Source organism: Methylomonas rhizoryzae, assembly GCF_008632455.1.
GTDB classification, from domain to species: Bacteria; Pseudomonadota; Gammaproteobacteria; order Methylococcales; family Methylomonadaceae; genus Methylomonas; species Methylomonas rhizoryzae.
The window spans coordinates 3,488,673-3,514,232 of sequence record NZ_CP043929.1; the positions used below are offsets into that span (position 1 = coordinate 3,488,673).

General features: G+C 51.0%; 24 protein-coding genes. 11 read left to right on the forward strand and 13 right to left on the reverse strand.

The window, feature by feature from the left end; translation table 11 throughout:
* Positions 1–102: 102 nt before the first annotated feature.
* Together F1E05_RS15625 and F1E05_RS15630 are read right to left on the reverse strand one after the other, a co-directional pair.
* Positions 103–453 carry a retropepsin-like aspartic protease gene (locus F1E05_RS15625; RefSeq protein ID WP_150050062.1) on the reverse strand — a complete coding sequence of 117 codons (351 nt, stop codon included), beginning with the start codon at positions 451–453 and terminating at the stop codon, positions 103–105.
* On the reverse strand, positions 431–1,183 hold the full coding sequence (locus F1E05_RS15630; RefSeq protein WP_150050064.1) for a hypothetical protein: 753 nt from the start codon (positions 1,181–1,183) through the stop codon (positions 431–433). Before F1E05_RS15630 ends, F1E05_RS15625 begins: the two co-directional genes overlap by 23 nt.
* Before the next feature lie 327 nt (positions 1,184–1,510).
* Between F1E05_RS15630 and F1E05_RS15635 the strand changes: the two genes are divergently transcribed.
* From F1E05_RS15635 to F1E05_RS15645, 3 genes are read left to right on the forward strand one after another with little or no spacing between them, the layout of a single operon-like run.
* Positions 1,511–2,179: a KilA-N domain-containing protein gene (locus F1E05_RS15635; protein ID WP_150050066.1), complete on the forward strand. Its 669-nt coding sequence runs from the start codon at positions 1,511–1,513 to the stop codon at positions 2,177–2,179.
* Positions 2,180–2,222: 43 nt separating this feature from the next.
* Complete coding sequence (locus F1E05_RS15640; RefSeq protein WP_150050078.1) at positions 2,223–2,519, forward strand: type II toxin-antitoxin system MqsR family toxin; 297 nt, start codon at positions 2,223–2,225, stop codon at positions 2,517–2,519.
* A gap of 2 nt (positions 2,520–2,521) precedes the next feature.
* Positions 2,522–2,923: a type II toxin-antitoxin system MqsA family antitoxin gene (locus tag F1E05_RS15645; RefSeq protein ID WP_150050080.1), complete on the forward strand. Its 402-nt coding sequence runs from the start codon at positions 2,522–2,524 to the stop codon at positions 2,921–2,923.
* Positions 2,924–3,268: 345 nt separating this feature from the next.
* Here the strand turns inward: F1E05_RS15645 and F1E05_RS15650 are convergent, their stop codons facing one another.
* From F1E05_RS15650 to F1E05_RS20935, 4 genes are all read right to left on the reverse strand, one after another.
* On the reverse strand, positions 3,269–3,886 hold the full coding sequence (locus tag F1E05_RS15650; RefSeq protein ID WP_150050082.1) for a hypothetical protein: 618 nt from the start codon (positions 3,884–3,886) through the stop codon (positions 3,269–3,271).
* Between the two features lie 93 nt (positions 3,887–3,979).
* Positions 3,980–4,786: a hypothetical protein gene (locus F1E05_RS15655; RefSeq protein ID WP_150050084.1), complete on the reverse strand. Its 807-nt coding sequence runs from the start codon at positions 4,784–4,786 to the stop codon at positions 3,980–3,982.
* A gap of 47 nt (positions 4,787–4,833) precedes the next feature.
* On the reverse strand, positions 4,834–7,392 hold the full coding sequence (locus F1E05_RS15660) for a death domain-containing protein (RefSeq protein WP_190303167.1): 2,559 nt from the start codon (positions 7,390–7,392) through the stop codon (positions 4,834–4,836).
* Between the two features lie 214 nt (positions 7,393–7,606).
* Entirely contained in the window at positions 7,607–7,810 is a 204-nt protein-coding gene (locus F1E05_RS20935; protein ID WP_150050086.1) for a helix-turn-helix domain-containing protein, read from the reverse strand.
* A 589-nt stretch (positions 7,811–8,399) separates the two neighbouring features.
* Between F1E05_RS20935 and F1E05_RS15670 the strand changes: the two genes are divergently transcribed.
* The 6 genes from F1E05_RS15670 to F1E05_RS15695 all read left to right on the forward strand — a co-directional run bounded on the left by F1E05_RS15670 (position 8,400) and on the right by F1E05_RS15695 (position 16,538).
* Positions 8,400–10,817, forward strand: coding sequence for a DEAD/DEAH box helicase family protein (locus F1E05_RS15670; protein ID WP_150050088.1), 2,418 nt, complete (start codon positions 8,400–8,402; stop codon positions 10,815–10,817).
* A 2-nt stretch (positions 10,818–10,819) separates the two neighbouring features.
* Positions 10,820–11,959, forward strand: a complete 1,140-nt coding sequence (locus F1E05_RS15675) for a restriction endonuclease subunit S (RefSeq protein WP_190303168.1) — start codon at positions 10,820–10,822, stop codon at positions 11,957–11,959.
* A gap of 7 nt (positions 11,960–11,966) precedes the next feature.
* On the forward strand, positions 11,967–12,824 hold the full coding sequence (dinD, locus tag F1E05_RS15680; protein WP_150050092.1) for a DNA damage-inducible protein D: 858 nt from the start codon (positions 11,967–11,969) through the stop codon (positions 12,822–12,824).
* Between the two features lie 130 nt (positions 12,825–12,954).
* The gene (locus F1E05_RS15685; RefSeq protein WP_150050093.1) at positions 12,955–14,880 is read left to right on the forward strand and encodes a class I SAM-dependent DNA methyltransferase; all 1,926 of its coding nucleotides are present in this window, start codon (positions 12,955–12,957) and stop codon (positions 14,878–14,880) included.
* A 9-nt stretch (positions 14,881–14,889) separates the two neighbouring features.
* Positions 14,890–15,804, forward strand: coding sequence for a HipA domain-containing protein (locus F1E05_RS15690; protein ID WP_150050096.1), 915 nt, complete (start codon positions 14,890–14,892; stop codon positions 15,802–15,804).
* On the forward strand, positions 15,801–16,538 hold the full coding sequence (locus tag F1E05_RS15695; protein ID WP_150050098.1) for an HIRAN domain-containing protein: 738 nt from the start codon (positions 15,801–15,803) through the stop codon (positions 16,536–16,538). Before F1E05_RS15690 ends, F1E05_RS15695 begins: the two co-directional genes overlap by 4 nt.
* Positions 16,539–16,560: 22 nt before the next feature.
* Here the strand turns inward: F1E05_RS15695 and F1E05_RS15700 are convergent, their stop codons facing one another.
* The 7 genes from F1E05_RS15700 to mtnA form a co-directional block, all read right to left on the reverse strand.
* The gene (locus tag F1E05_RS15700; RefSeq protein ID WP_150050100.1) at positions 16,561–17,760 is read right to left on the reverse strand and encodes a tyrosine-type recombinase/integrase; all 1,200 of its coding nucleotides are present in this window, start codon (positions 17,758–17,760) and stop codon (positions 16,561–16,563) included.
* Between the two features lie 614 nt (positions 17,761–18,374).
* Positions 18,375–18,629 carry a HigA family addiction module antitoxin gene (locus tag F1E05_RS15705; protein ID WP_197737384.1) on the reverse strand — a complete coding sequence of 85 codons (255 nt, stop codon included), beginning with the start codon at positions 18,627–18,629 and terminating at the stop codon, positions 18,375–18,377.
* Positions 18,629–18,721: a helix-turn-helix domain-containing transcriptional regulator gene (locus F1E05_RS20795; RefSeq protein ID WP_332095490.1), complete on the reverse strand. Its 93-nt coding sequence runs from the start codon at positions 18,719–18,721 to the stop codon at positions 18,629–18,631. The genes F1E05_RS15705 and F1E05_RS20795 overlap by 1 nt, the downstream gene beginning before the upstream one ends.
* A 234-nt stretch (positions 18,722–18,955) precedes the next feature.
* Positions 18,956–19,198, reverse strand: coding sequence for a type II toxin-antitoxin system RelE/ParE family toxin (locus F1E05_RS15715; protein WP_232056677.1), 243 nt, complete (start codon positions 19,196–19,198; stop codon positions 18,956–18,958).
* A 643-nt stretch (positions 19,199–19,841) separates the two neighbouring features.
* Complete coding sequence (locus F1E05_RS15720; protein ID WP_150050104.1) at positions 19,842–21,920, reverse strand: carbon starvation CstA family protein; 2,079 nt, start codon at positions 21,918–21,920, stop codon at positions 19,842–19,844.
* A gap of 77 nt (positions 21,921–21,997) precedes the next feature.
* Positions 21,998–22,720 (reverse strand): sulfate transporter CysZ, encoded by a 723-nt coding sequence (gene cysZ, locus F1E05_RS15725; RefSeq protein ID WP_150050106.1) that lies wholly within the window; start codon positions 22,718–22,720, stop codon positions 21,998–22,000.
* Positions 22,717–23,751, reverse strand: coding sequence for an S-methyl-5-thioribose-1-phosphate isomerase (mtnA, locus tag F1E05_RS15730; RefSeq protein WP_150050108.1), 1,035 nt, complete (start codon positions 23,749–23,751; stop codon positions 22,717–22,719). The genes cysZ and mtnA overlap by 4 nt, the downstream gene beginning before the upstream one ends.
* A 63-nt stretch (positions 23,752–23,814) precedes the next feature.
* Here mtnA and F1E05_RS15735 point away from each other — a divergent pair, with 63 nt between their 5' ends.
* Positions 23,815–25,128, forward strand: coding sequence for a TRZ/ATZ family hydrolase (locus F1E05_RS15735; protein ID WP_150050110.1), 1,314 nt, complete (start codon positions 23,815–23,817; stop codon positions 25,126–25,128).
* A 113-nt stretch (positions 25,129–25,241) separates the two neighbouring features.
* Positions 25,242–25,412 (forward strand): rubredoxin, encoded by a 171-nt coding sequence (locus F1E05_RS15740; RefSeq protein ID WP_150050112.1) that lies wholly within the window; start codon positions 25,242–25,244, stop codon positions 25,410–25,412.
* Positions 25,413–25,560 lie beyond the last annotated feature (148 nt).

The window sequence follows — 25,560 nt, forward strand, 5'->3', positions numbered from 1 at the left end:
AAAAACGAAAACGTTAAGTTTTTACCCTGTAATGCAGTGCCACAGGGATTGGCTAAAAAAGGCCTATATATGCTTAACAATCGAGGCGGATAATACTGCATTTTATTCGAACTGAATAACGCCCTTTTTATAGTCAATTGTGTATCTTCCAAGCTGGCGTAGAGCGCTTTGACCAAGAAGTATCGGCGCATGAATAGAGTTATCAATCCTGCAGGTTACATTATGTAATTCCCTTTTACCAATTACTATGGACCTCAATTTAAATCTTTCGCTTTTTGCGCTAGAGCCATCTGCAAATGTATACACCTTGCCCTCAAGCCAATCGAATTTTTCAATCGTACCAGTCCGAATTAGAGTCGTTGCAACATCTGTAGCAATGCTAACATCTGCTGCACCGCTATCGAGGATTACATTTATTTTCAAAACATTGTTAATGTGTTGCTGGAATCTCATAAACACCGCCAGAATACACTAACTCAATTTCTTCTTTGGATTGGTTCTTGCCGGAATCTTCTAATGGTTTTTCCACAGACTGACTAGTTAAACTTTCATCTGTACGAGCTGTTCCATTAGTGCATTTAGCTCCTCCGCCAGATATTGAACGACATTCTTCCCCAGGAGGGCAGTCATCATTTGTTTTGCAACTGATGCTTGCGACATTAGTTAAGGCATTTGGCGATACCGCAATTTGATTCGAATTGTTTATCGGGGTTTCTGTTTTAGTTTCTATTACATTATTTTGATTGATTTTCTTATCTTTTAAGTTGGCAAGACGACTATTGACAATATCTGGAAATACTAGTCCACCGCATCCGCCCAGAACGCAAGCTGTTGCTGATTGAGCCAATAAATAATAAGTCTCAGCTGCTTTGTATTTTTCAAGTCCCTCTGCTGCTCGCCCTAAAAAGAAATAGGCAATATCCTGATTGAAGCCAATAAGGTAGACTTTTTCCGCTAATTCTTTCCACAAACCAGCATTATAAAGTTGATTCATATCGGCAATACTGGAGCCAAAAGCACCTCCACAGGTCACTCTGCACTCAAGCCTAACGTCGCCATTCAAGAAGTCTTTATATAGGCTTTCTGATTTTGGTTTTGGAGGAGATGTAGCGCAGCCATTTATCATCAATGAGCTTAATGCGAGAGTCAAAGCTGTGGCTAAGATTTCACGGTGACGGTGCATGGCCATTCCCTTTGCTTGGTTCGTACAATAGGCGAATCATCACACAAAACGCCAATACGCAGCAAAACAAAGCCACTTTAAATTGACTTATGCCAATGCGGTCGCCAAAATTCAACTGCCTTGTTAAAGCTAGGCCGGGCGTGGAAACCCGAATTATCAGGATTGAGTACATCTCAACGGATGGTTGTTTCCGTCATTTTGGCGGACTGTCTGGGCAGCCTCACGGCTGGCCGTTTTCCTTGATACGGTATTTCCACCCCATTCAGTCCGCCGCCTCTATGTCGTGGAAAACATACGGCGACGCTTCAATTATCAAGGAGCATCCGCATGAAATCGCTTTCGCTTATAATCTCCGATAAACCCATTCGTTATGACTCATTCGGCAGATTTAGTCTGAATGATTTACACAAATCAGCAGGCGGGGAAAAACGCCACGCACCTAATGAGTTTTTAAGGCTGATCGCAACTCAGGCGCTTATCAAAGAGCTAACCGGCAATTCCCGGTTTGCAGCTGTTGAATCCATCAAAGGCGGAAGTTGTCCCGGCACCTACGTGGTCAAGGAATTGGTCTATGCCTACGCCATGTGGATTAGTCCTGCATTTCACTTGCAAGTTATCCGGGCCTATGACGCCTTAACGACGCACCAGCACCCCGGCGAAATTAGCCGCCTACAATTGCTGGAAATCGCTCTACAAGCCGAGCAGGAGCGCTTAGAACTTGCGGAGAAATTAGGCAGGCTCGAAGCTAGGTTGGACAGCATCGAACGCTACAGCGCCACAGAGCCCCCCGTAAAAGCGATGCAATCGGGTAAACGGCTTTATACGGTAAAGCAAACTGTCGAAGCCTACCCTGCTTTCAAAGAGGGCGGCTTACGGCATTTGATATTTCATGCCGATGGTCATAAGCCCAACGGCTTTGGGTGCTGCATTAGACGGATTGGGCGAAAGGTGCTGATTGACGCAGATAGCTTTGAAGCCTGGATAGCGCAGCATTAAGGTAAATTTGTTGCAACTAACCAATTAGGTTAATATCTTAATCATGGAAAAACAGACACCCCATTGCAAGCTGCCGGCTATTAAAGCACTGGTAGCCAATGGCAAAGTTAGGACGACTAAGAGCGCACGAGAAGGAGCGACGGCTTTGGGGTTTGATTATGATGGCATGCTGGTGGTAATTATGAGCTTAACACCCGCTGACTTTTACAAGAGCATGACCACTCACGCCGACCATAAGGTTTGGCAAGACGTTTACCGGCCTAATACTGTGGCTGGGGATGTTTACCTGAAACTAACTGTTATCGATGATGTTCTAGTGGTTTCGTTTAAGGAGTTGTAATTATGAAATGTCCGTCTTGCGGGGCTGTAGAGTTGGTAAAAGACACTCGAGACCTGTCTTATACCTATAAAGGCGAATCGACGACTATCCCGGACGTAACCGGCGAGTTTTGCCCGGCTTGTGATGAAGTGATTACCGATGCCGACGAGTCACGGCGAACCATGGCTTTGATGATGGAGTTTAACAAACAGGTGAATGCTTCAATCGTTGACCCAGGATTTATCGCCAGTGTCCGTAAAAAGCTGGCGCTTGACCAACGGGAAGCAGGAGAACTTTTCGGCGGCGGTATCAATGCGTTTTCCCGATATGAAACCGGCAAAACCAAGCCACCGCTAGCGCTGGTAAAGTTGCTGAAAGTTTTAGACCGTCACCCGGATTTACTGGACGAGATACGGGCTGCATAACCCAGTATTTTAGCGCTGTCCCGTGGGACACTAGCGGGACACTCACAGATAAATCATGGCAACATTGTAGCGCAATCGACAAACAACAAAACCAGATAACAGCTTGATTTAATTATCATTGTTTGTTGTCACGTTTTACAGATTGTTGGATTCATCGGACTGTTAATCACTAGGTCGGCGGTTCGAGCCCGTCCGGGTGAGCCAGATAAATCAAGGGCTTAGAGTAAAATCTAAGCCCTTTTTTTATGCCAAAATTTTCAGGGCAACCTCTGGGCAACTTTCAAAAGTAATTTCGATCCCGAATCTACATACTGACTGCAAAAAAGTTATTTTTGCGAAACAAATTTATTCCAGCATTTTCTCCAAAAAACCAAAACGTTTGGCAATACCAAGCAGAGCGGCATCGACACAACCATCATGTTTAGCCCTGAGTTGCCAATAAGTTTTCCAATGCATACCTTTTGGTTTAGTGCCATTCGGATTCAAAATCCCACGATGCCAACCTAATTTTTCACGGATTTTATCGGCTCGCCGTGCAAATCGATCATCCTTTGATTCCCTTTGGCAAGCGTATGCAAGTTTGTAACAATCGCGGCAAGCAAAAATACCGGCACGACCAAGATAAAGTAATGCTACTCGACGGTTACACCCATCGGCCGGACGCGTAAACCAAGCGCGCTGCCCACCATAATGACAATCTGACCAGCCTAGGCTCACAGGGTAACGTTTAATTTCCCAATCCTCGCCTGCTCGTTGATGACGATAGTTCAGAATGACGTGATCAGCATGACTGTGTATTTGAATTGAGCCGATGTTTGCGCCATTGGACAACCAACTTGTTGTGGATGACATTCCAGGTTTTAAGCACCCATCTTGCTGTAATCGTCGTACATCAAGGGCGCGAAAGGCATTGGTAGTCTCCTTCCCGCCTTGATACCGTCGCCCACTCCCCATTCCACCCATAAAATTCTCCGGATTTAGCCGAAATCATTAAGCAAATTGAATGCCGGCATTCAACAAAATACGCTGAATGCCAGACAAATTAAGGCCTACAGGTTATTCAGTAGGATTCGGATTTGCTTTATTTCTCAGCTCTTTTAACTTTAAAAGCATCGCCAATGTGCGTTCGAATTTACGATCCAGGTGTATTTCGTACCGATTTAGCTTTTCCATTCGCTGAGGATGTAGTCCTTCACCCAAGGTTTGGGTTTTTATGGCCGGTTGATATTTGGCTTCTTTTTCCATGCGCATACAGATTGGCTCCAATGCTTCACGGATAAACTGTTCCAAACCGTCTGCGGTAGCAGGATATTCCTCATCCTCAACACAGCTATCCCACCAGTCTCTGGATTCTTCGATTAATGCTAACCTTGCCCGCTTATAAACATTAGCGCCCCCTTTGCGCAGTATTGCAGATGCTTTACGGGTAGCAGTTAAATCAATTTGAGCATTTCGTAAGCGTTCATCAATTTCTTCCGGGTTGGCGGTTAACAGGTCCGGAAGATCAGGCGTATCGTGCGACATACCAAGCTCTAACGGAACCGAGGCGCGAATCGTGCTTTTATTGTGCTGCTCATGGGCAACACCCCACACGCCGCGATTGATAATTGCGCCTTCAGCCATTAGAACTCGGCGCTTTCGCCAAAGAATGGTGGCCAACTCCTCGACCAAATGCCTTTCGGTTATGCATTCGGGTTGATGCTCATCGAGTAATGCGGTCAAAAGGTCAGAATATTCTGTTTGATCTTCATGAGGTAGCACGGCCAATTTTGAAAGAATGCCGTGTTTCATGGCATTGTAGCGAACAGCGTCATAACTATCTGTGGCAGCATTTTCATCGATTCCGCTGATCGAATTGGTCATAACTAACCTTGTGTCATCTGTAAGTTGAGTTTGCATTTAAATATCTCCTATAAGCCGCGACTAGCTTGGGCGTATGCATTAGTGGGGGTAAAAAGCGGCGTGACATTTTTTGGAGCTGATGCCACGGATACCTGCGAAGCCTGCAATACCTGCACTTTCCACTTTACCGATCCGCGACTTGAATCATCTTTTACAAAACGTAAACCATCGACCACGCGCCCTGCATGCCGCTTTAACCACCAACCAAGCCGGTTTCTATTGATAATGCCATCCCTCTCGCCGGCGATGTCGTTGATGACATCCCAAAGAGGCTCATCGTCAAAACCGATACGTTTCAATGCATCTCTAATCATGAGCGCCTCGTTTCCAAAACGGTCATGCCAGCCATGAAGCATGTGTCCAAGTTGCTCGCGATCAGGATCTTCAAGCATGGACTCAAACATGCTGGCGGCAGGGTCAGGTAGTCCCAACCAGAGTAAGGGGTGACGACAAAGGTTTGACCAGTCTGTATAGGTCGCAATGTTTTTACACTCAGTTTTTGGGTGACCAGCGCATATCCAGGCACGAATAATGGTCAGAGCAAGGGAGACAAAGTATCCGCGATTATTTCTAATCTCTAACACCGGCTGTTTGTTAAATTCCCGCGCGGCAGGTATTTCACAAGCGGGGTCAAGCGAAATAGTGATCGTTCTACGCGTCATATCTCTCACTGGATCAACATTGTTGCCACTCGACAAAAGCAAAACACGAGTATTAACTTCTGCTGTTTTGCTTTGACCTAGAATGCGTCCAGAGACAAATTCGCTGGTTAGCGCAGTACAAAGTGATTTGTGCGGGATCAGGTCACTGGTCAAATTGTCGAACTCAATGACGGCAGGGGCCGTAAGTAATTCCGCCAACAGCATTTTTCTACATTCTTCGTCATCGGCCGGAAATGCATGTGGTGTACCTCGCTGGGGTGTGGCAAAGGCCGTGAATAATTCGCACAAATAACTTTTGCCGCTAGAGATACTATGAGCCTTGCAATGAAAAAGTGGTGCTTGTGGCAGTGATGCCCTTATTGTTGCCGTCAAAATGGCAGAAAGTGCCGCAGCCAAATCGTTACGGGATTTGAACGCGAATTCACCCAAAAGATCAGATAAGACTGCTAACGCTTGCTCTGCTTCCGGCCGTGTCGGGATTGACGGAATGCTAAATTCCTTGCCACTAAACACCCCGAACATGCCAGTTTCAAAATCATATCCAGATTGGCTGACAAGGCTGCCATCCGGCCTCAAGTAAGGCTGTCGGGCTATGCCGTTCAGTACCGGTAAATGAGGATAAACCGAAGCATCATGTAAAAACCGTACATGCTTTTCGGGTGGGTCACAGGTTACCCATTCATCGCTACGTTTATCGAATCTTTGCCAAACAGCCAATCCAGCAACCGCACGCGTAAGGCTAGCAAGTGACAGCTGTTTTACCATTGTTGCCTTCGTGCCTGGGTCAGTGGTAATGCTGACAATCACGCCGCCGCGTTGGTAGTGCCTGAGGGTTTTCGATAATTCCTGCTCCGTGGCATCGACGATCCGTGGTATTTCTCCAGCTTGAACCAGAATAATCGGTTTATGTTTAGCAGCGATCTTGCTGACCCCCAAGAACTCATGCAACGCGCTAACTCTCCGATGTACACAATGTCCATGCATACATTTAAAACCGCCCAACGGATAGCTTTCGCTAGGTTCGAAATAGGCAGTTCCCTGGTCAGTTTGGTTAGTATGCTCATGCAGCCAAGGACAGGTAATATCATGTTTACCCTCGCCCAATGGTTGCTTGTATCGGCCTGATTCTTTAAGTGCAGCAATGACCGGGTTTTCATTGGCGCGCGGGATATGAACGTCATCATGATCGCGATCAATCAAGCTAATGTCCTTGGATGATCGTCGTTCTTGAGAAGTTTCCTTCAAATCAATCTCCAGAGCTTCAGTAAGAGCCTGCACCGTATACCGACGATTTGGTTGCCACGCTCGTAATATGCATGGCCAATAAGAGCCATCGTCGTTTAGATACTTGCCGTTAATCGCCCTGGGTAAGCGTCCCAATAGAGCACAGGGGCCATTTGCGCCAGAGTCAGTAAGCCCTGCTTCGATGATGGCATCCAATAAGAGGTCGGCTTCGGTAGGGTTGGTGATAGGTTGCTCCAGTATGAAACCTATTTGAAAGTTGTCTTTCGAGGTTTCAATCATCCAACTAGGCTCAACGCTAATTCGATCTAACGGCACTTTGCTGCCAATGTCATCTAACATGACCGCATGCAGGGCTGCAAAATGCTTTTTCTGTCTGCGGTGCTTGCCTCCTTGGTCGGGCTTGTAAGTGGCGAAGCTGACATAATTATTACTGTCAGGTGGCAATGGTGTTTTACCAGCTATCCAAGGCTTTCCAAACCATTTGCCACTGCTTACTTCGGCAGGGTTTCCGGTAAAACTGACCGTAACAGGGCGCTCATTGCTGGCAATTTCTCCAAAAATGCCAGTCATAAAGTCATCATTTGATAGTGATCTGCAGGTATTGCAGGTTTCGCTGGTTTCAATCGCTTCGGTTGCAAAAATTGGCTGAATATCTTTCATGACCATGCGCCTCCGAAAATGGATAACCACAGAAACAATCTGAAGCATTGGTTTTTGATGCGCAGCATCAATTTCTTAAATTTTGTCATTACAAAATCCTCTGGGATTTTGCCGAACGGGTTGTAATTGCGATAAAATAGTGATGCGCTATCGTCTAAATTTAGGCAATACATTCACCAGCCCGGCTTAGTTAAAAATTAAGTCGGGCTTTGTGTTATTTGACCGTGCTACTTTCGATGAATGCCTTTAGGTCGAGAGTGCGATACTTGATTTGACGACCAATCCTTACGAACGGAATTCTAACTTCGCCAGTTGAGCGCCACTTAATTAGCGTGGCGGCCGGAACCGCTAGCAGTGTCGAAGCCCCTTCGGTGTCGGTCAGGGTGTCAATGTCTAATGACAGATGCTTGAAAGCCATTTAACTTCCTTGCAGCTAAGCTGCGCTGGACATCTATGGCCGGTGACGGGAAGGATGCTTAATTAAAATTGCTCACGAGTATTTACAAATCGTTCAGAATTCTTAACAATAGCATCTGCTAAACAAAGCGTTTATGCCGGTCTGCCCAATTGGGCGAACAGGTTTTTTTAACGCCGGAAGTTTGGCAACATAACAAAAAATAATGTATCGCTTGGGAGCTTTAACATTGCTTTGTTCTGATCCGCATCGGCCTTCGATGTTGGATTAAAAAAATATAAGCCCTGAATTGCTAGTGGTGGCAGCCGCTTTCGCTTCAGGGCTTTTTTGTTTCAGAACAATTCTGAAACTGTCGTCATTATACTATAAACAGTGTTTAATTAATATATTATCACTATATATAGGTGTTGCTGTTTACATTGTTTCTTTAACCCAACAACTAAGCTCTGGTTATTGATTACACTCTGGCGGTTGAATACAGCAAAAATGCCAAAGTTGGTCACTTGAGCGATAGATTGCCCGAACATCTAAACAACTCCATTCAGAAGTTAGGGCAGATTCGTAAGTAGAACTTGGAAAAGGATAATCACTAATGAGTTATAACGAAGCCGAAACCCGTTACTATCTCATCGATCCGGTTCTGCGTGACAAAGGCTATGACGACGCCAGCAAACTCAAACTGGAGACACCCGCGCCGGTAGAGGCCATCGGCCACAAAGGTCGCAGGGGCGGTGCCGGTCGTACTGATTATCTGCTTTGCGTACAAACGCCCGATGCCGCCAAACCCTTGCCGGTTGGCGTCCTGGAAGCCAAGAAAGAAAACGCCGATCCACTGCAAGGCATGCAGCAAGCTAAGGGTTACGCTGAGTGCAGCCGCTTCCATGTGCAATACGTGTTCGCCACCAATGGCCACTTATACGGCGAGTTCGATAAAACCACCGGCTTGCAGCATGGGCCGCATCCCTTTAAAGACAACTTTCCCACCCATGCCGAACTCACCCAGCGTTATTTCAACGACACTGGTATCGACCTGAGTCAACCGCAAGCCGCACTACTATTCACCGCCGACAGCAAAGCCTACCCCAAAAGCCGTTACTACCAGGATGCCGCGATTCGCGCCTGCTTCGAGAAAATTCTGCGCTGCGAATTGGAACAAAAGCCTTGCCGAGTATTGTTGGCGTTAGCCACCGGAGCCGGTAAAACCGTCATCGCCGCCAACTTGCTGTGGCGCTTGCAACAAGCCGGACGTTTGACCAAACCGGCGCTGTTTTTATGCGACCGCGACGAACTGCGCACCCAAGGCTATAACAAACTAAAAGCCGCTTTCGGCGGTAGCGTGCGCATCGTCGAAACCGTCAACGGCCACAATGCCGCCAAAAACGCCCGCATCCACATCGCCACCTACCAAACCTTGGGCTTGGACGATGAGGACAAAGGCACAGCCAGCTTTTTAACCGAACATTACCCGCCGGACTCGTTCAGCGTCATCATCATCGACGAATGCCACCGCTCTGCCTTCGGTCGTTGGTCAGAAGTGTTGCTGCGTAGCCCGAATGCTGTGCAAATTGGTTTAACAGCTACGCCCAGGCAACTGCGCGAATCCAAAAAACACACCGCCGAAGATGCGCAAATTACTGCGGATAACCATAAATACTTCGGCGAACCGGTCTACGAATACGACTTAATCAAAGCCCAGGAAGACGGCTATCTGGCCGCCTGCGAAATCGTCAAACGCAAAGCCAGCATCGACGATACCGTGTTTAGCAAAGCCGAAATTCTCGCCGCCAAACCCAAAGACATCCGCACCGGTCAACCCATTACCGAAGCCGATCTGACCAAAGACCAATACACCGGCAAAGACTTCGACGACGAACTGTTCATCGAACTGCGCACGCCGAAAATGTGCGCCGACTTGTTTAAACTGTTGTGCCAGAACGGCGGCCCGGAACAAAAGGTGATCATCTTCTGCACCCGCGACATCCACGCCGACCGCGTCGTTCAGCAGATGAACAACCTGTATGTGCAGTGGTGCAAACAACACGGCCAAACGCCCAAAGACCATTACGCCTTCAAATGCACCTCCAACGGTGGCCGGGACATGATCCAGCCGATGCGCGGTTCCGGCGAGCGCGCCTTTATCGCCTGCACCGTCGATTTACTGGCCACCGGCGTCGACATCGAGCGCTTGAATGCCGTGGTGTTTTTCCGCTACCTGGAATCCAGCATCCTGTTTTATCAAATGGTCGGGCGCGGCACCCGCATCGACGAAGAAACCCAAAAATACAAATTCTGGCTTTACGACTACACCGGCGTCACCGACTTGTTCGGCACCGACTTCATCACCGCCTCCAGCCAAGCCAAAAAGAAAAGGTCGGGCGGCGACGATGAAGACGGCGAAGGTGGCGACGACGGTGGTGATACTGGAGGTACTGACAACCAGCCCGCCGTGGCCGAGATCAAAGGCCAATATGTCAGCATCAGCGGTGAGGGCCGTTTCATCCTGACCCAGCGCGACGGCAAGGCCTACAAAATGCCGCTGGACGAATACCGCCGGGAAATATTGCAACGGGTGGTGAAGGAAGCGCGTAACCTGCACGATTTTCGGCAACTGTGGATAGCCACCCAAAAGCGCCGCGAATTGATCAACCACCTACTGGGCGAGCATTTCTCGCCGGAAGTGCTGCGCGAACTGGAAGACATGCGCGAGTTTGATTATTACGACCTGTTCGCCCATCTGGGTTATCGCGCCCAGGCCTTGACCCGCCCGCAACGTGGCCAAGGCTATCTGGATGGCAACCAAAGCTGGTTTGCCGATATGCCCGTCAATGCCGCGATCGTGCTGCAAGGCTTTGGCAAACAGTTCAGCCTGGGCGGCACCGATGCGCTAGAAATCAAGGAGTTTTGGGACGTGCCGGACATCCGGCAAGCGGGCGGCTTGGCGGCCTTGGAAAAATTGGGCAAACCGGTGGAGGTGATTTTGCAGGCTAAGGGCAGGTTGTTTGGGGTATGAGGATGATTAGACTTGCAGAATGCTGTTCTTTTTTTAGCGGCGGCACACCGGATAAAAGCAAATCTGAGTATTGGAAAGGTGACATACCCTGGTTTTCACCCAAGGATATGAAGTGCTTTGATTTAGTTAATGCCCAAGATTACACCAACGCCCAAGCTACCGTGGAGTCAGCGGCTCGGATAGTCCATTCGGGGGCTATTTTGGTTGTTGGGCGATCAGGTGTATTAGCGCACACACTGCCAGTGGGTATTGTTCGGCAAAAATCGGCGTTTAACCAGGACATCAAAGCTATTATTCCCAACGATGCTTATGATTCAGAGTTTATGGCTCTGTATCTAAAATCAAAGCAGTCACAGGTACTTTTGGATGGCGTCAAGCGAGGACCAACGGTCCACAGTGTGATTACCGGTTTTATCGAAGATTTGGAAATTCCGGTTATTGATATTCTCGAACAACGCCAAATCGCCGCCAAACTCAAATCCCAACTCGCCGAAGTGGAAACTGCCCGGCAGGCTTTGCAATGTCAGCTACAAGAAATCGTCAATCTGGCCAATGCCTACATCCGCGAAAGCATCGAAAGCACCGAGGTCGTGGAATGGAATCTCGGCGATGTGCTGGATGAGGTTAAAAAAGGCATCGGTGAAAGCTGGGCCGATTATCCGGTACTTGGCGCAACCCGCGATGGCTTGGCTCCCGCCAAGGAACCACCCGGCAAACAACCGCAACGCTATAAACCCGTATTCAGCGGCACGGTGTTTTACAACCCGATGCGTATCTTGATCGGCTCGATTGCCTTCGTCGATGACGACGATCAGCCCGGCATCACCAGCCCCGATTATGTCGCCTTGCAAGGCAAACTCGGCTTGGTCGATTCCCGCTGGTTTTATTACTGGTTGCGCTCACCGTATGGCGTGCAGTGCATCAATTCATTAGCACGTGGCGCGGTGCGCGAACGGATGCTGTTCAACCGCTTGGCCGAAGGTACGATCCTGCTGCCGCCGTATCAAGAGCAATGCCGGGTTTCAAAAGCATTGGCGCAATTGAAATCGGTCAAATCCGCCGTTCAACAACAACTCGACGACCTCGATAAAATCCCGGAACGCTTGTTAACCAAAGCCTTTAACTTCGATAATTCCAACTGAGGATGCTATGACTGAAAAACGCATCAACGAAACCCATCAGGCTACTTTCGATGGTATCCGCCGACAGGATGACGTGGGCAATGAATTCTGGTTGGCGCGTGCTTTGGCTAAAGTGCTGGATTATTCGGAGTATCGGCATTTCTTACCGGTGTTGGAACGGGCGAAAGAAGCCTGTCGGAATAGTGGTCAAGCCGTTGATGACCATTTCGAGGATGCCCTCGAAATGGTCGAAATCGGTTCCGGTGCCAAACGCGAATTGCCGGATGTGCGTTTGTCGCGCTATGCCTGTTATCTGGTGGTGCAAAACGGCGATCCCAGCAAGCCGGTCATCGCCAACGGCCAAACCTATTTCGCCATGCAAACCCGCCGCCAAGAGTTGGCGGACGATCAACAGTTTGCGCGTTTATCAGAGGACGACAAGCGTTTGGCGATTCGTAACGAGTTGGCTTTACACAATAAGTATCTTGCGGCAGCAGCCAAGGATGCCGGGGTGGAAACCTCGCTGGATTACGCCCTTTTTCAGGATCATGGTTATCGCGGATTGTATGGCGGACTGACGGCCAAGGATATTCACGCCCGCAAAGGTTTGAAGAAAAGCCAGAAAATCCTCGATCACATGGGCAGCACCGAGCTGGCCGCCAATCTGTTCCGCGCCACCCAAACCGAAGAAAAACTGAAGCGTGACCAAGTCAAAGGTAAACGGCAGGCAAATCAAACCCACTTGGAAGTCGGCAAAAAAGTCCGTCAGACCATCAAGGATTTAGGCGGGACGATGCCGGAAGCGCTGCCGACGCCGGAAAAAAGCATTAAACAACTCGAGTCGGCGCAGAAGAAACTTATTAAACCGGATGAGGCAGACGATTGAGGCTCTAACAGCCACGAAAAGGAATGACCAGCCTTGAAACCAAGGAAATCGCTATGGGAACGATTGCACTGGTCGCCATTGGGATTATCCCTGAATTGAATTACGCCTGACAAATTTACACCTATACCGCATGGCAAAATCACCTAAAACCAAACCACCCAAAGCCATCGCCTCGACGCAATCGCTATCGTCTTTCGTCAAGGCCATTTGCGACGTGATGCGCCGCTCCAATTGTGCCAGTGCCTTGCAATACGTGCCGGAACTGACCTGGATTCTGTTCTTGCGCATTCTGGATGCCCAGGAGCAAAAAGCCCGCAACCAAGCCGAAGCCTTGGGTTACGACTATACCCCGGCCTTGACGGCGCCTTATCGCTGGCAGGACTGGGCCGCGCCGTATTCCGACAAAGCCGATGCGCCGAAAACGCCGGAAGGTTATCCGGTAGGCTGGAAGCGGCAAGCCTTGTTCGAGGCGGGCGAAGGCAAACTGTTCGAGTTCATCAATAACGAGTTGTTGCCGTTTTTGCACCGGTTGGATGTTAATCCGGTGACGCAAATCCCCAATCCCAGTGCCAGCCCGAAACAGCGGGTGATTGGCCGCATCATGACGGCCGTGGAGAAAGTCCGCGTCGATAGCGAAACCAATTTGCGCGACATCTTCGATAAGGTGCATGAAATCCATATCGACCATATCGACGACACCCATTTCTTTACCTTGTCGCAGGTCTATGAAGATTTGCTGCTGAAAATGGGCGAGAAAAACTCCGACGGCGGCCAGTTCTTTACCCCGCGCGAAGTGATCCGGGGCATGGTGCATGTACTCGATCCCAAGCCCGGCGAAACGGTGTACGACCCATGCTGCGGCACCGGCGGCTTTCTGGCGGTGGCGTATGAACATATCAACCGCAAGTTAGGTAACAGCCCGGCGTCGACAGTGCTGGAGAAACTGAAACACGATACCTTCTTCGGCCGGGAAAAAGAGAATCTGGTTTTCCCCATTGCCTTAGCCAACCTGATTTTGCACGGCATCGATCAGCCCAATCTCTGGCACGGCAACACGCTGACCGGCAAGCAAACCTACGACGGCTTGTTTGAAAAAGCCCCGCCCACCTTTGATGTGATCCTGACCAATCCGCCGTTCGGCGGTAAGGAAGGTTCGGACGCGCAGAAAAATTACGATTTTGAAACCGGCTCGACGCAAGTGCTGTTTGTGCAGCATATTCTGGCGGAATTGAAAGCATCCATCGACGGCAAGCCGGGTGGTCGCTGCGGCATTGTCTTGGATGAGGGCTTGCTGTTCCGCACCAACGAAAGCGCGTTTGTCGAAACCAAACGTAAACTGGTCGATGAATGCGATTTGTGGTGCATCGTTAGTCTGCCGGGCGGCGTGTTTTCCACTGCTGGTGCCGGCGTCAAAACCAATCTGCTGTTTTTCACTAAAGGCAAAAAGACCGAACGCATCTGGTATTACGATTTGTCGCAGTTGAAAATCGGCAAGAAATCGCCGATGACGCTGGCGCACTTTGGCTTTGATAAACACGGCGGCATTCTGGCCGATGCCGATTTACCCGCCAGTTTGACGACGGAATGGCTGGAGCAGGAAGAGCATCAAGGCCAAACGTTTCCGAGCTTTGCCAAGTTGCTGGCCAAGCACGGTACGCCGGAAGCCGATAGCGCCTTTTCCTGGACGGTCGATTTTGCCGCCCGCCGAGCTAAAGCCCGCGAAGACATGCAACCTTTCATCGACGAAGCCAACCGGCTTACCGAGGAATTGCTGTCACTAAAGGAAGAATTGAAGGCGCTGAAACGAGACAAGGCCGAAAAAGACCGCGTCACAGCCGTCGAAGACGCCATCAAAGCCAAGGAAAAAGCCATTCGCGAAGCCCAAACCAAGGCCAGCGACATCGACGCGGCGGTGTTTGACCTGAAAGCCGTTAATCCGAATGTCAAAGCAGTGACCGATACCCGCACCGTGCTCGAGATTATCGATAACATCAACCGCCAAGGTGAGATTGTGGCGCAGGCGATGGCGAATTTGCGGGGGATGGTTGCGTCGTGAGTATTTTCAATGTCGTCTGACTATTACCCATTTATTCGGGTTGCCGATGACGAGCCGGAGATACCTGAACAATTGGGGACGAAGCAAAAATACTGGCTTTATCGCGATGATGATCGGTACTTGTTAAAGCTCGGCCGACCCAATACCGGCGAAAACTGGGCGGAAATTGTCGCCTGCGAGCTATGCGCATTGCTTGGCTTGCCGCATGCCCACTACGAATTCTCAGTCTGGAAAGGCCAAAAAGGCGTTATTTGCAAAACGGTGGTTCCAGTTGGTGGGCGGCTGATTTTGGGAAACGAGTTGTTGTCCGAAATCCATTCCAATTATCCTACCCAAGAAAACTATGGCAATACGGACCATACTTTAGGCCGCATCCATGGTTTGTTAAGTCAGCCTGAAATAACCACGCCAATTGGCTGGCACGTGCCCGACGCTTGCATCAAAACTGCTTTTGATGTTTTTGTGGGTTATCTGATGCTGGATGCCTGGATTGCCAATCAGGATCGTCATCACGAAAACTGGGCTGTGATTAACGCCGATGACGGCATCTATTTGTCGCCTACCTTTGACCATGCAGCCTCAATGGGGCAAAATGAGACTGATAAAAAGCGAAAAACGCTTTTAACATCCAGCGACCCACGGCAACGTATTAACGCCTATATCGAGAAAGCTCGATCGGCGATTTATCTCAACAAATTAGAACCAAAACCGCTATCAACGGTTGATGCGTTCAGACAGGCGGCAGGCAGGTCGCCAGAAGCGGCTGGATATTGGCAATCAAAGCTGGTCGAAGTTTCGAACGAACAATGTTTGGAAATTTTTAAACGAATACCCAAATCTGAAATCAGTGAGTTAGCCATTGAATTCGCTATGGCACTTTTGGAATTAAACAAGCAACGCATTCTTGAAAATTTAAGCAAATGAATACTCTGTATATCGCTTGGCAAGACCCGCAGTCACGTTTGTGGCATACCGTGGGACGGCTGCGTCGCGAGGACAATGGTTATTCCTTTGTCTATACGCAAGGCGCTTTATCAACTCCAAATTTTAAGTATTTGGGGCGCATGCTTGATTTGCATCGGCACTATGTTTCTCGGGAGCTGTTTCCGTTGTTTGCTAATCGGGTACTAAGTCGGTCCAGGCCAGATTATCCCGATTACGTTAGATGGTTAGGTGCTGACCCGAAAAAGAATAATGATCCGTTGGAGTTGCTGGCGCGGTCGGGCGGCGAACGAGCCACCGACGAACTGTGTGTTTACCCTGATCCGCAAGTGAATGTTGAGGGGTTTTGTGAGTTATTCTTCTTTAGTCATGGTTTGCGCTACCTAAATGAAGCTGAGCTGCAGAGTCTTGGTAATCTAAAGATTGGTGACAGATTATCTCTTGTTCCTGAAGACGGCAACATTAAAGACTCTTTTGCCCTCCGTTTAGAAAACGGCGAAGCAATTAAGATGGGTTATTGTCCAAGGTACTTAAATAAGGACTTGCGAGAGGTTTTAGCCAATACCCATATCGACGTCAGTGTGGCACGATTAAACCTGGATGCACCGGCTCAGTTCCGGTTGCTGTGTCATGCCAAGTTTGTTTTGCCTGCAGGGATTACTCTTTTTGGTGGGGAAGAGTATTTGCCTTTGAGTCCAGTCGCCAAGGCTGCTTGAGTTTTACCTCCGTCACGAAGTTTTATCCCTGATTTGCTGTCAGATGAATAACATTGCCTGACTCGGGCAAGGTATGTTCCTGAATGTAATCGGCGATTCTGATAATAGCCTTTTTCATGGTGTTTGCTTCGGTGTTGATGTAACCGGCTGTCACATCGGCGTCGGTTTTGTGGTTGGCCAATGTTTTAAGTAGTGAAAATGGAATCATTGCGGCCTCGCCGATAGTCAGAAATGTACGCTTCAGATCGTGACTGCTAAAGGTCACACCAGTTTTTGCAACCACTTGAGCAATCGGCTTGCGGGGGATATTCATCACGCCGTCCGCTGAATCACCCGGAAATAAGAAGCGGCTATCGCCGGTGAGTTGTTGAAGGTGGCGCAAGTGGGGCTTGAGTTGCGGGGCGATGTAGGTGGTGAAATCAGTGTGGTTTTTGGTGTCGCGCGCCGTAATTGAATCGCTTTTAAAGTCAATGTCGCTCCATTCCAGGTAGCGAATGTCCTGATCCCTCAAGCCAGTATGCAGAAGCAAAAGCAAATAGACTTTGGCTTTTTCGTTTTCCAGTGCCAAGACGGCGTTATACCAATCTCTCAAATTGTCGCTGGGGATCATGCGTTTCTTGCGTTTAGCCTTTGCCCAAAGGCTGCCATCACGCATAACGTCGACCGGATTTTCATTTAGTGCCTTTAACGTAACTACGGCATAACGCATCAGTAGTCGCAAAACCCGCATTTTGTTGTCTCTGCCGCCCTGAAATTGCTTGCGACGGGCTAATACCATTTCTCGGCTGATTTCGTTGATAGGTTTGTTCAGCCAATCCGAAAAGCCTTGTTGCAATTTTTTCCGGTAATCCAGAATCGAAGCTTCACGTAAATCGCTTTTATCTTTGAGGTATTGCTCTAACAGTTCTTGTAAGGTGATGCCGCGAATACGTTGTTTGCGTTTTTCTTCGGTGGGGTTAATGCCTTGGGCAAGATCGGTCAAAGCGGCTTGGGCCATTTTTCGCGCTTCAGCCACCGACAAGTCAGGGAACTTCCCAAGCGTAACGCGGCGCGTTTTGCCGTCCGAGGTTTTCTTCAAGACGACAAATGATTTATTCCCAGTGTTGCTAACCCTACAAACCAGCTTTGGACAGCCCGTATCGTAATAGTCTTCTCTGTCTTTGTCGGCGGGCGACGGCAGGTTTCTGATTCTGTCCTGAGTAAAATTGATTTTTTCGGCCATTTGCTTTCTCCAAAACACCGGGCAACCTCGGGGCAACTTTTCAAGGCTGTTTTGGGTATTTTAGCGAAAGCTGGAGAAAGGTAAAGAAAAGTTATATTTATTTGTAATTCATATGCTTATAAAATAAATACAGTCATATCAATGAGTTTTATCTTTATGGGACGGGTAACTGTTAATCACTAGGTCGGCGGTTCGAGCCCGTCCGGGGGAGCCAGATAAATCAAGGACTTACGATAAATCGCAAGTCCTTTTTTTTCGCCTGTCGAGTTCATGTAGGCATTTTTGTTCAATTTATGGGTATGTCGATCAACAGTTTTTTACTCCCAATTCGTCATCAGCATTCGGGGTTGCTGAATAATAGCCAGACTGATTGACACAGATTACCTCCCCTTCCTTCTGTTTCTGAACCCAAACCGCCAAATCGGCGGTTCGACTGCTCCCCATAGATGAGTACCGCCGGCAGGGGCAAGCCTTCCCATTTCTGATCCCAATTCATGTCAGCAATCGATTATGACAAGACGGAATCGAGATTGAAACAAAGTCTATCCTGTCCATTTCCGGCTTTGTAGACCGACGCAAATTTGCGTTCGTCTATCTCGGCAAGCTGTTTTTGTTTAAAACCTGCGATTTGCCGGTTTGGAATATTCCGCCTGCAAGCACAACCATGTTTCTGCTGTCGGGCCATTCACCCAAGCTTCCAGCCGGATTGCCATATCGGCACTAATCGCTGCCCGACCGTTGAGAACACGCGATAACGCTTCCCGAGAAACCCCAAGCTGCGTGGCAGCTTCGGCGGGGCCGATACCCAGCGTGGGTAACACGTCCTTTTTCAAAATGCTGCCCGGATGGGGCGGGTTAAGCATATGCATTAGGACACAATCAGCTTGCAACCAAGGGCATCAACAATCTTGGCGATGGTTTCAAACCTGGGATTGCCATCGTCGGCCAGCGACTTGTACAAGCTAGCGCGGGTAACGCAGATCTGTTTGGCTATCTCGGGTCATGCCTTTCCCTGCACGCTCGGCAACATCTGACATTCCGTGCGCCTCAGCAATATGTCTCAACGTTGCCAACAAGGCTTCTCTGCCGCCGCCCGGCTGATCGATCTCGTCCAATGCCGCCTAGATACTCATTGGCAAAGTCGGGATCTTCTCTCAGTAGCTCAATAACGGTTTGGTCATGGGGTCTTGATGCTTCAGTCATGGGTTGCTCTCCGCTTCCAGTCTTTCCAATAATCAACAGCTTTTTCAATATCTAACTGCTGTTTTCGTTTGTCAACGCCAATTAACAGCAACAGCAACTTGTCACCGGCCTGTGCGTAATACACGCGGTAACCTGGGCCGTAATCGATACGCAACTCCCACACGCCGTCCTGTATGGGCTTGCAGTCGCCGAAATGTGATTGATTCGCGCAATCCGCCATTGCTGTTAAATGCACGACTGCCGGAATTAGATAGCTTGATAGGCATCTCCGAACGTAAAGAAGAGCTGTGCAAGCTTAAAGAACTGGCCGCAAACAAACCACCTATCGTTGTTCCCGGCGGCCTTGACCTACCGATCCTGTTCTCAAGCGCGTGTGGGAAGCTACCGTAACAGCGCAGAGCCTTGATCTACCGAATATATACCCAGGCTCGATAGCATTCTTTGGGGCCAATCGAACCCCGGGCGATCTTGGTTTCCTTCACGATCCGCGAGTGATCCGGAATCGATTAGCCGGGGAGATTTGGAGATTCACGAGATCGGTGCGCATCGCTTCGCATTGCTCGAAGAGCCTCATGTCCGTACTCTGGCAAACCAGTTGCGGCTCTTTGCCTGGATCGTGCTCAATCCTCACAATAATCCGCCGCTCAACCGACTCTTGTGCGCTCAGCGATAGGTCCGGGGCAAAAGCGGGAAAGGTTAGCAGGTCGTTCGGGTTCGAATCGCCGCTTCTCCGCTAACGACTCATCCGTTTTCGCTGCAGATAGGTAGATAGTTAAATTTTGAGAGGCTTGGGCGTATCAACGGATAAAGCCCGCTACCTTCGGGATTGTTAGCGTCGCAAATTTTCGAAAGCAGCGTTTGCTAACCGGCAATTCGCCTCAATCGCGTACCCAGTTTTCCACCAGGCGGCTGGGTATGTGCGGCGATTCGCTGGATTGGGGATGCGGCTTGCCGCTCAGCACGCAGTAGGCGACGCGCAGGGTATCCAGCAGCAACAGCCAGGTGATCAGCATGAACAGCGCGGTCAGGCCGGCGTTCAGATAGTCGTTGAATAACAGGTGCGGAGCTTTACCGGCCATATCCGCATCCAGCATGCCGGCCTGCAGTTTGGCGGACAAATCGTTGGCGTGAGTCAGGAAACCGACTCTGAGGTCGGCCGAAAACAGTTTTTCCCACGCCGCACTGCTGGTGATGACGAGCAGCCAGGCTAACGGTGCAGCCGTGACCCAGACGTATTTCAACTTGCCGGATTTGATCAGAATCGTGGTGGCCACGCACAATGCAATCGCCGCCAGCATTTGGTTGGCGATGCCGAACAAGGGCCACAAACTGTTGATACCGCCCAGCGGATCTATGGTGCCCATGTACAAGAAATAGCCCCAGGCGCCGACGACTGCCGCGCTGGTCAGCAGAATGCTGGCATAGTGGTTGGCTTTGCCGACACCGATGTTGAAATTGCCGAGCAGGTCCTGCAGCATGAAGCGGGCAACCCGGGTGCCGGCGTCCAGCGTGGTCAAAATGAACAGGGCTTCGAACATGATGGCGAAGTGGTACCAGGCTGCCAGCAGGTTGGCGCCGAACACTTGCGCGAACAGGCTGGCCATGCCGACCGCCAGCGACGGCGCGCCGCCGGTCCGGGCGAACAAACTGGATTCGCCCATGGTTTGCGCCAAATGTTGCATGTGCTCGACCGAAACCGGAAAACCCCAGGCGCTGATTTTTGCCACCGCGTCGGCCGCTTCCTTGCCGACCACGCCGGCCGGGCTGTTGATGGCGAAATAGACGCCGGGCTCCAATACGCTGGCGGCTATCATGGCCATAATGGCCACGAAAGATTCCATCATCATCGCGCCATAGCCGATGAAGCGGGCGTCGGCTTCGTTGGCTAACAGCTTAGGCGTGGTGCCTGAGGAAATCAGGGCGTGAAAGCCGGAAATCGCGCCGCAGGCGATGGTGATGAATACGAACGGGAACAGTTTGCCGCCGAAAATAGGTCCGCTGCCGTCGACGAATTGGGTCAAAGCCGGCATTTTCAACTCCGGGCGCAGGATCACGATAGCGACCGCCAACGCGGCGATAGTGCCCAGTTTCATAAACGTGGACAAATAATCGCGCGGGGCCAGCAGCAGCCAGACCGGCAATACCGCCGCGGCGAAGCCGTATAAGATGACCATAAGCGCCAGTTGCGGGGCGTCGTAGTCGAACCAGCCGCGAATCGCCGGATTGTCGTCTATCCAACCGCCGCCCAACACGGCGAAAATCAGCAGCGACACGCCCAGCAAGGTCGCTTCCGCTACCCGGCCCGGGCGGACATTGTTCAGATAAATACCCATCAACACCGCAATCGGTATGGTTGCCGCTACAGTCGACGTCGCCCAGGGACTGTGTTTCATCGCATTGACCACCACCAGGCCGAGCACCGCGATCAGGATGATCATGATGGTCATCACCCCCAACATGGCCGCGCCGCCACCTATCGGCCCAAGTTCGTCCTTGGCCATTTGTCCCAGCGAGCGACCATCACGCCTGACCGAAAAAAACAAAGTGACGAAATCCTGCACACAGCCGCCCAATACTGCGCCTATCAATATCCACAGGGTGCCGGGCAAGTAACCGAATTGTGCGGCCAAGGTCGGGCCAATCAGCGGGCCGGGGCCGGCGATTGCGGCAAAATGGTGGCCGAATACCACCCATTTATGGGTCGGCATGAAATCGCGGCCGTCGTCGAAGCGTTCCGCCGGCGTGGCTCGGCCGGCATCCAGCACCAACACTTTCGCCGCGACGAACGCGCTGTAGAAGCGGTAACCTAAGGCATAGGTGCACACTGCGGCGGTAATGATCCACATACTGCTGATGGTTTCGCCGCGTTGCAGGGCGATGCCGCCTATGGCCGAGGCGCCGATTAGCGCGACGGCTAGCCATGCTAGCGTGGAAACCCAAGGCTTGTTGCCGGACATGTCAATTCCTATCGGTGGATGGGGCGTTTAATCGGGATGCGGCGCGCGCCAGTGCGAGCCCAGCAAACTTAATCTCTTTATATCTGTTGTTCGAGTTTATGCACGTACAAGGTCGCGCCTATCACCGCGGCTTGACCGATGAACAAATTGATCACCGGCAAGGTCAGCGCTAAGCCGGTTAGGCCGCCGAAGCTCAAGGCCCCCCAGCGCGATTGCCGCAGGAATTCCTTTTGTTCCGGAAACGTCAGGCCGCGGCTTTCCAGCGGATAGGCCATGAATTCCATGGCTATGCCCCAAGCGGCGAATATTGCCCACAGTACCGGCGCAATCAAATTGACTACCGGAATCACGGATAACAACAACAACGGCAAGGTACGCAGCAACAGGTAGCCTACCCGGCGCAGTTCGCCGACGAATACCTTGTCCCACGGAATTTCCGGCTGATCGTCGTAAGTTGCGCCAATGAGCTCCAGCGTTTTCGCAGCCAGCCGGCTGTAATACGGTGCAGCAATCAAGTTGGCGATCAAGGTGAAGGTGAAAAAACCGATGATCAAAAAAGACACGAAAAACAGCGGCCATAAGATCCAGTTCAGCCACGACAGCCAGGCCGGAATGAATTCGTGGATCAAAGCCGACACCGAATGGTAACCCAGCACGAATGCACCGCTGTACAAGAAGAAATTGATGAACAGCGGGATCAACAGGTATTTGCGCAAAGCCGGATGATTGAGCATTTTAGCGCCTTGCAGCAAACAGCTTATCGCCACTACCGGGTTGTTGCCGTAGTTTGGGCCTATCATATCTGCAAACTCCTGACCCCGTGTTTGCCGGGATCGATGACGGCGCCGCGTTCGGTGACGATAGCGCTGATTAGTTCGGCGGGGGTGACGTCGAATACCGGATTCCAGGCGCTGACCAAGGAATCGGCCTGCAAATAACAAGCGGGCAGCAATTCTTGCGCGCTACGCTGCTCGATTTCTATGCTGTCCCCGCTTTCCAAGCTGAAATCGAAGGTGGAAGACGGTGCGGCCACCATCATTTTGACGCCGTGCCGTTTGGCCAGCACGGCCAGCGAATAGGTACCTATCTTGTTGGCCACGTCGCCGTTGGCGGTAATGCGATCGGCGCCGACCACGATCCAGTCGATCTTGCCGGATTTCATCAACCAGGCGGCGGCGGAATCGGCGATCAAGGTGGCCGGAATGCCGTCTTGGGCCAGTTCCCACACGGTCAAACGCGCACCTTGCAGCCAGGGGCGGGTTTCTCCGGCGTACACTTGCTGCAACCGGCCGCGTCGATACGCGCTGCGAATCACGCCCAAGGCCGTGCCGTAACCGCCGGTCGCCAGGGCGCCGGCGTTGCAGTGGGTTAATACTGCGCGCGCGTCTCCCAGAATATCCGCGCCGCGCTCGCCCATTGCCTGATTGGCGGCCAGATCTTCGGCGTGGATTTGTTCGGCCAATGCGGTCAATGTCGTTATCGGCTCGGCGGACGGGTTGGCCAATAAAGCGCGCATTTTTTCCAACGCCCAAAACAAATTAACCGCAGTCGGCCGCGAAGCGGCCAAACGTTCGATGTCTTGTTCGACCGAGTCGCGCCAGTTGTCGGCCGGGTAGTGGCGCATCGCCGACAATACCACGCCGTATGCGGCCGCGATGCCGATTGCCGGCGCGCCGCGCACCCGCATGCTGGATATGGCTTCGGCCACCCCGGCGGCATCTTGGTATTCGTCGTAAGTTATCGTGGCGGGCAATACCCGTTGGTCCAGTACCTTTAAGGATTGGCCGCTCCATTGCAGGGCTTGCACGGACAGCTGTTGCGGATCGCTCATGGTGTTTGTCAGAAGCTGGTTTAGATCTCAGGGTTATAATCGGTTTTTTTGCCGAGGAAAGCTATGCAAGTCGATTTGATTGTTCAAGCGCGTTGGATTATACCCGTAGAGCCGGCCTCGGTAATCCACGAAAATTACAGCGTGGTGGTAAACGACGGTAAGATCGTTGATTTGCTGGACAACGAGGTCGCACTGCAAATCTATCAGCCGCGCGCCGTGGAATGCCTGGATCGTCAGGTGCTGATTCCCGGTTTAGTCAATTGCCATACGCACGCGGCGATGTCTTTATTATCCGGTATCGCGGACGATTTGCCGCTGATGGATTGGTTGACCAACCATATTTGGCCGGCGGAACAAAAATGGGTCAGCGAGGCTTTCGTGCGCGACGGTACCGATTTGGCGATCGCCGAAATGCTGCGCGGCGGCACTACCTGTTTCAACGACATGTATTTCTTTCCGGAGGTGACCGCCCAGCAAGCCATCGCCCATGGGATTCGGGCTAATGTAGGGCTGATCGTATTCGATTTTCCGACCGTCTGGGCGGAAAACGCCGATGCCTATTTACAGAAGGGTTTAGCCCTGCACGATCGCTTGCGCCACCAAGCTTTGATCAGCACGTCGTTTGCGCCGCACGCACCGTATACGGTTTCCGACGAACCGTTGCGCCAAGTGCGCACCTTTGCCGACGAGCTGGAATTGACCGTGCACATGCATGTGCACGAAACCCGCCACGAAGTCGACGAACAGCGGCAAAAAACCGGACATACGCCGCTGCAACGTCTGGCCGATTTAGGCTTGCTCACCTCTGCCTTTATGGCAGTACACATGACGCAGCTGAGCGACGAGGAAATAGGGTTTTATGCCCAAACCGGCGGCCATATCGTGCATTGTCCGGAATCCAATATGAAACTGGCCAGCGGGTTTTGCCCGGTTGCCGCTTGCTTGAAAGCCGGTATCAATGTCGCTTTAGGTACCGACGGCGCCGCCAGCAACAACGATCAGGACATGCTGGCGGAAATGCGGGTCGCGGCATTGCTGGCCAAAGGCGTTTCCGGCGACGCCAGCGCGGTGTCGGCCGCGCAAGCCTTGCAAATGGCGACCTTGAACGGCGCGAAAGCCTTGGGTCTGGATGCGGCTATCGGTTCCTTGCTGCCGGGTAAACAGGCCGATCTGGTGGCCATCGATTTGAGCGAGGTGGAAACCCAGCCGGTGTTCAATCCCCTGGCGCAAGTGGTGTACGCCGCCAGCCGGCATCAAGTCAGCGATGTGTGGGTGGCCGGCAAGCGGTTGTTGAACAAGCGGCAATTGACGACTTTGGATTTGGAAGAGTTGCGCGGCCGTGCGGCGATTTGGCAGCAACGCCTGACGGGGCGCTAACTAACCGGCAAGGCGTCCGCCGATTTCGGTACAACTTTGATGGTTTTTTCCGCTATAGCCTTGGGCTACAATCAGCGCGCTTTTGAACCCACTTAGGTATTGGAGAAGAGAACATGGCTGAATACAGAAAATACAAATGCAAAACCTGCGGTCACATCTACGACGAAGCGGTGGGTGATCCGAGAAACGGGGTTGCACCGGGCACTCGTTGGGAAGACGTGCCGGAAGATTGGGGTTGCCCGAAATGCGGCGCGGTGAAATCGATGTTTACCCTGGTGCGCTAAGGGTCGGCTGTTTTAGGGGAGAGTTGGGTTGTAGTTATCGAGCCCAACTCGCCGTCGGCGGATTGCGGGCCGGAACCGTATCCAAACCGAATAGTCTTTAAAATGCAGTTTTACTGTTTGTTCCGGCGTTGAAATAAAACCGGCCGAC

Coding starts and splice junctions, on each gene's coding strand:
- F1E05_RS15625 (WP_150050062.1), bottom strand. CDS start 453: ATGAGATTCCAGCAACACATTAACAATGTTTTGAAAATAAATGTAATC.
- F1E05_RS15630 (WP_150050064.1), bottom strand. CDS start 1,183: ATGCACCGTCACCGTGAAATCTTAGCCACAGCTTTGACTCTCGCATTA.
- F1E05_RS15635 (WP_150050066.1), top strand. CDS start 1,511: ATGAAATCGCTTTCGCTTATAATCTCCGATAAACCCATTCGTTATGAC.
- F1E05_RS15640 (WP_150050078.1), top strand. CDS start 2,223: ATGGAAAAACAGACACCCCATTGCAAGCTGCCGGCTATTAAAGCACTG.
- F1E05_RS15645 (WP_150050080.1), top strand. CDS start 2,522: ATGAAATGTCCGTCTTGCGGGGCTGTAGAGTTGGTAAAAGACACTCGA.
- F1E05_RS15650 (WP_150050082.1), bottom strand. CDS start 3,886: ATGGGTGGAATGGGGAGTGGGCGACGGTATCAAGGCGGGAAGGAGACT.
- F1E05_RS15655 (WP_150050084.1), bottom strand. CDS start 4,786: ATGACCAATTCGATCAGCGGAATCGATGAAAATGCTGCCACAGATAGT.
- F1E05_RS15660 (WP_190303167.1), bottom strand. CDS start 7,392: ATGAAAGATATTCAGCCAATTTTTGCAACCGAAGCGATTGAAACCAGC.
- F1E05_RS20935 (WP_150050086.1), bottom strand. CDS start 7,810: ATGGCTTTCAAGCATCTGTCATTAGACATTGACACCCTGACCGACACC.
- F1E05_RS15670 (WP_150050088.1), top strand. CDS start 8,400: ATGAGTTATAACGAAGCCGAAACCCGTTACTATCTCATCGATCCGGTT.
- F1E05_RS15675 (WP_190303168.1), top strand. CDS start 10,820: ATGATTAGACTTGCAGAATGCTGTTCTTTTTTTAGCGGCGGCACACCG.
- dinD (WP_150050092.1), top strand. CDS start 11,967: ATGACTGAAAAACGCATCAACGAAACCCATCAGGCTACTTTCGATGGT.
- F1E05_RS15685 (WP_150050093.1), top strand. CDS start 12,955: ATGGCAAAATCACCTAAAACCAAACCACCCAAAGCCATCGCCTCGACG.
- F1E05_RS15690 (WP_150050096.1), top strand. CDS start 14,890: ATGTCGTCTGACTATTACCCATTTATTCGGGTTGCCGATGACGAGCCG.
- F1E05_RS15695 (WP_150050098.1), top strand. CDS start 15,801: ATGAATACTCTGTATATCGCTTGGCAAGACCCGCAGTCACGTTTGTGG.
- F1E05_RS15700 (WP_150050100.1), bottom strand. CDS start 17,760: ATGGCCGAAAAAATCAATTTTACTCAGGACAGAATCAGAAACCTGCCG.
- F1E05_RS15705 (WP_197737384.1), bottom strand. CDS start 18,629: ATGCATATGCTTAACCCGCCCCATCCGGGCAGCATTTTGAAAAAGGAC.
- F1E05_RS15720 (WP_150050104.1), bottom strand. CDS start 21,920: ATGTCCGGCAACAAGCCTTGGGTTTCCACGCTAGCATGGCTAGCCGTC.
- cysZ (WP_150050106.1), bottom strand. CDS start 22,720: ATGATAGGCCCAAACTACGGCAACAACCCGGTAGTGGCGATAAGCTGT.
- mtnA (WP_150050108.1), bottom strand. CDS start 23,751: ATGAGCGATCCGCAACAGCTGTCCGTGCAAGCCCTGCAATGGAGCGGC.
- F1E05_RS15735 (WP_150050110.1), top strand. CDS start 23,815: ATGCAAGTCGATTTGATTGTTCAAGCGCGTTGGATTATACCCGTAGAG.
- F1E05_RS15740 (WP_150050112.1), top strand. CDS start 25,242: ATGGCTGAATACAGAAAATACAAATGCAAAACCTGCGGTCACATCTAC.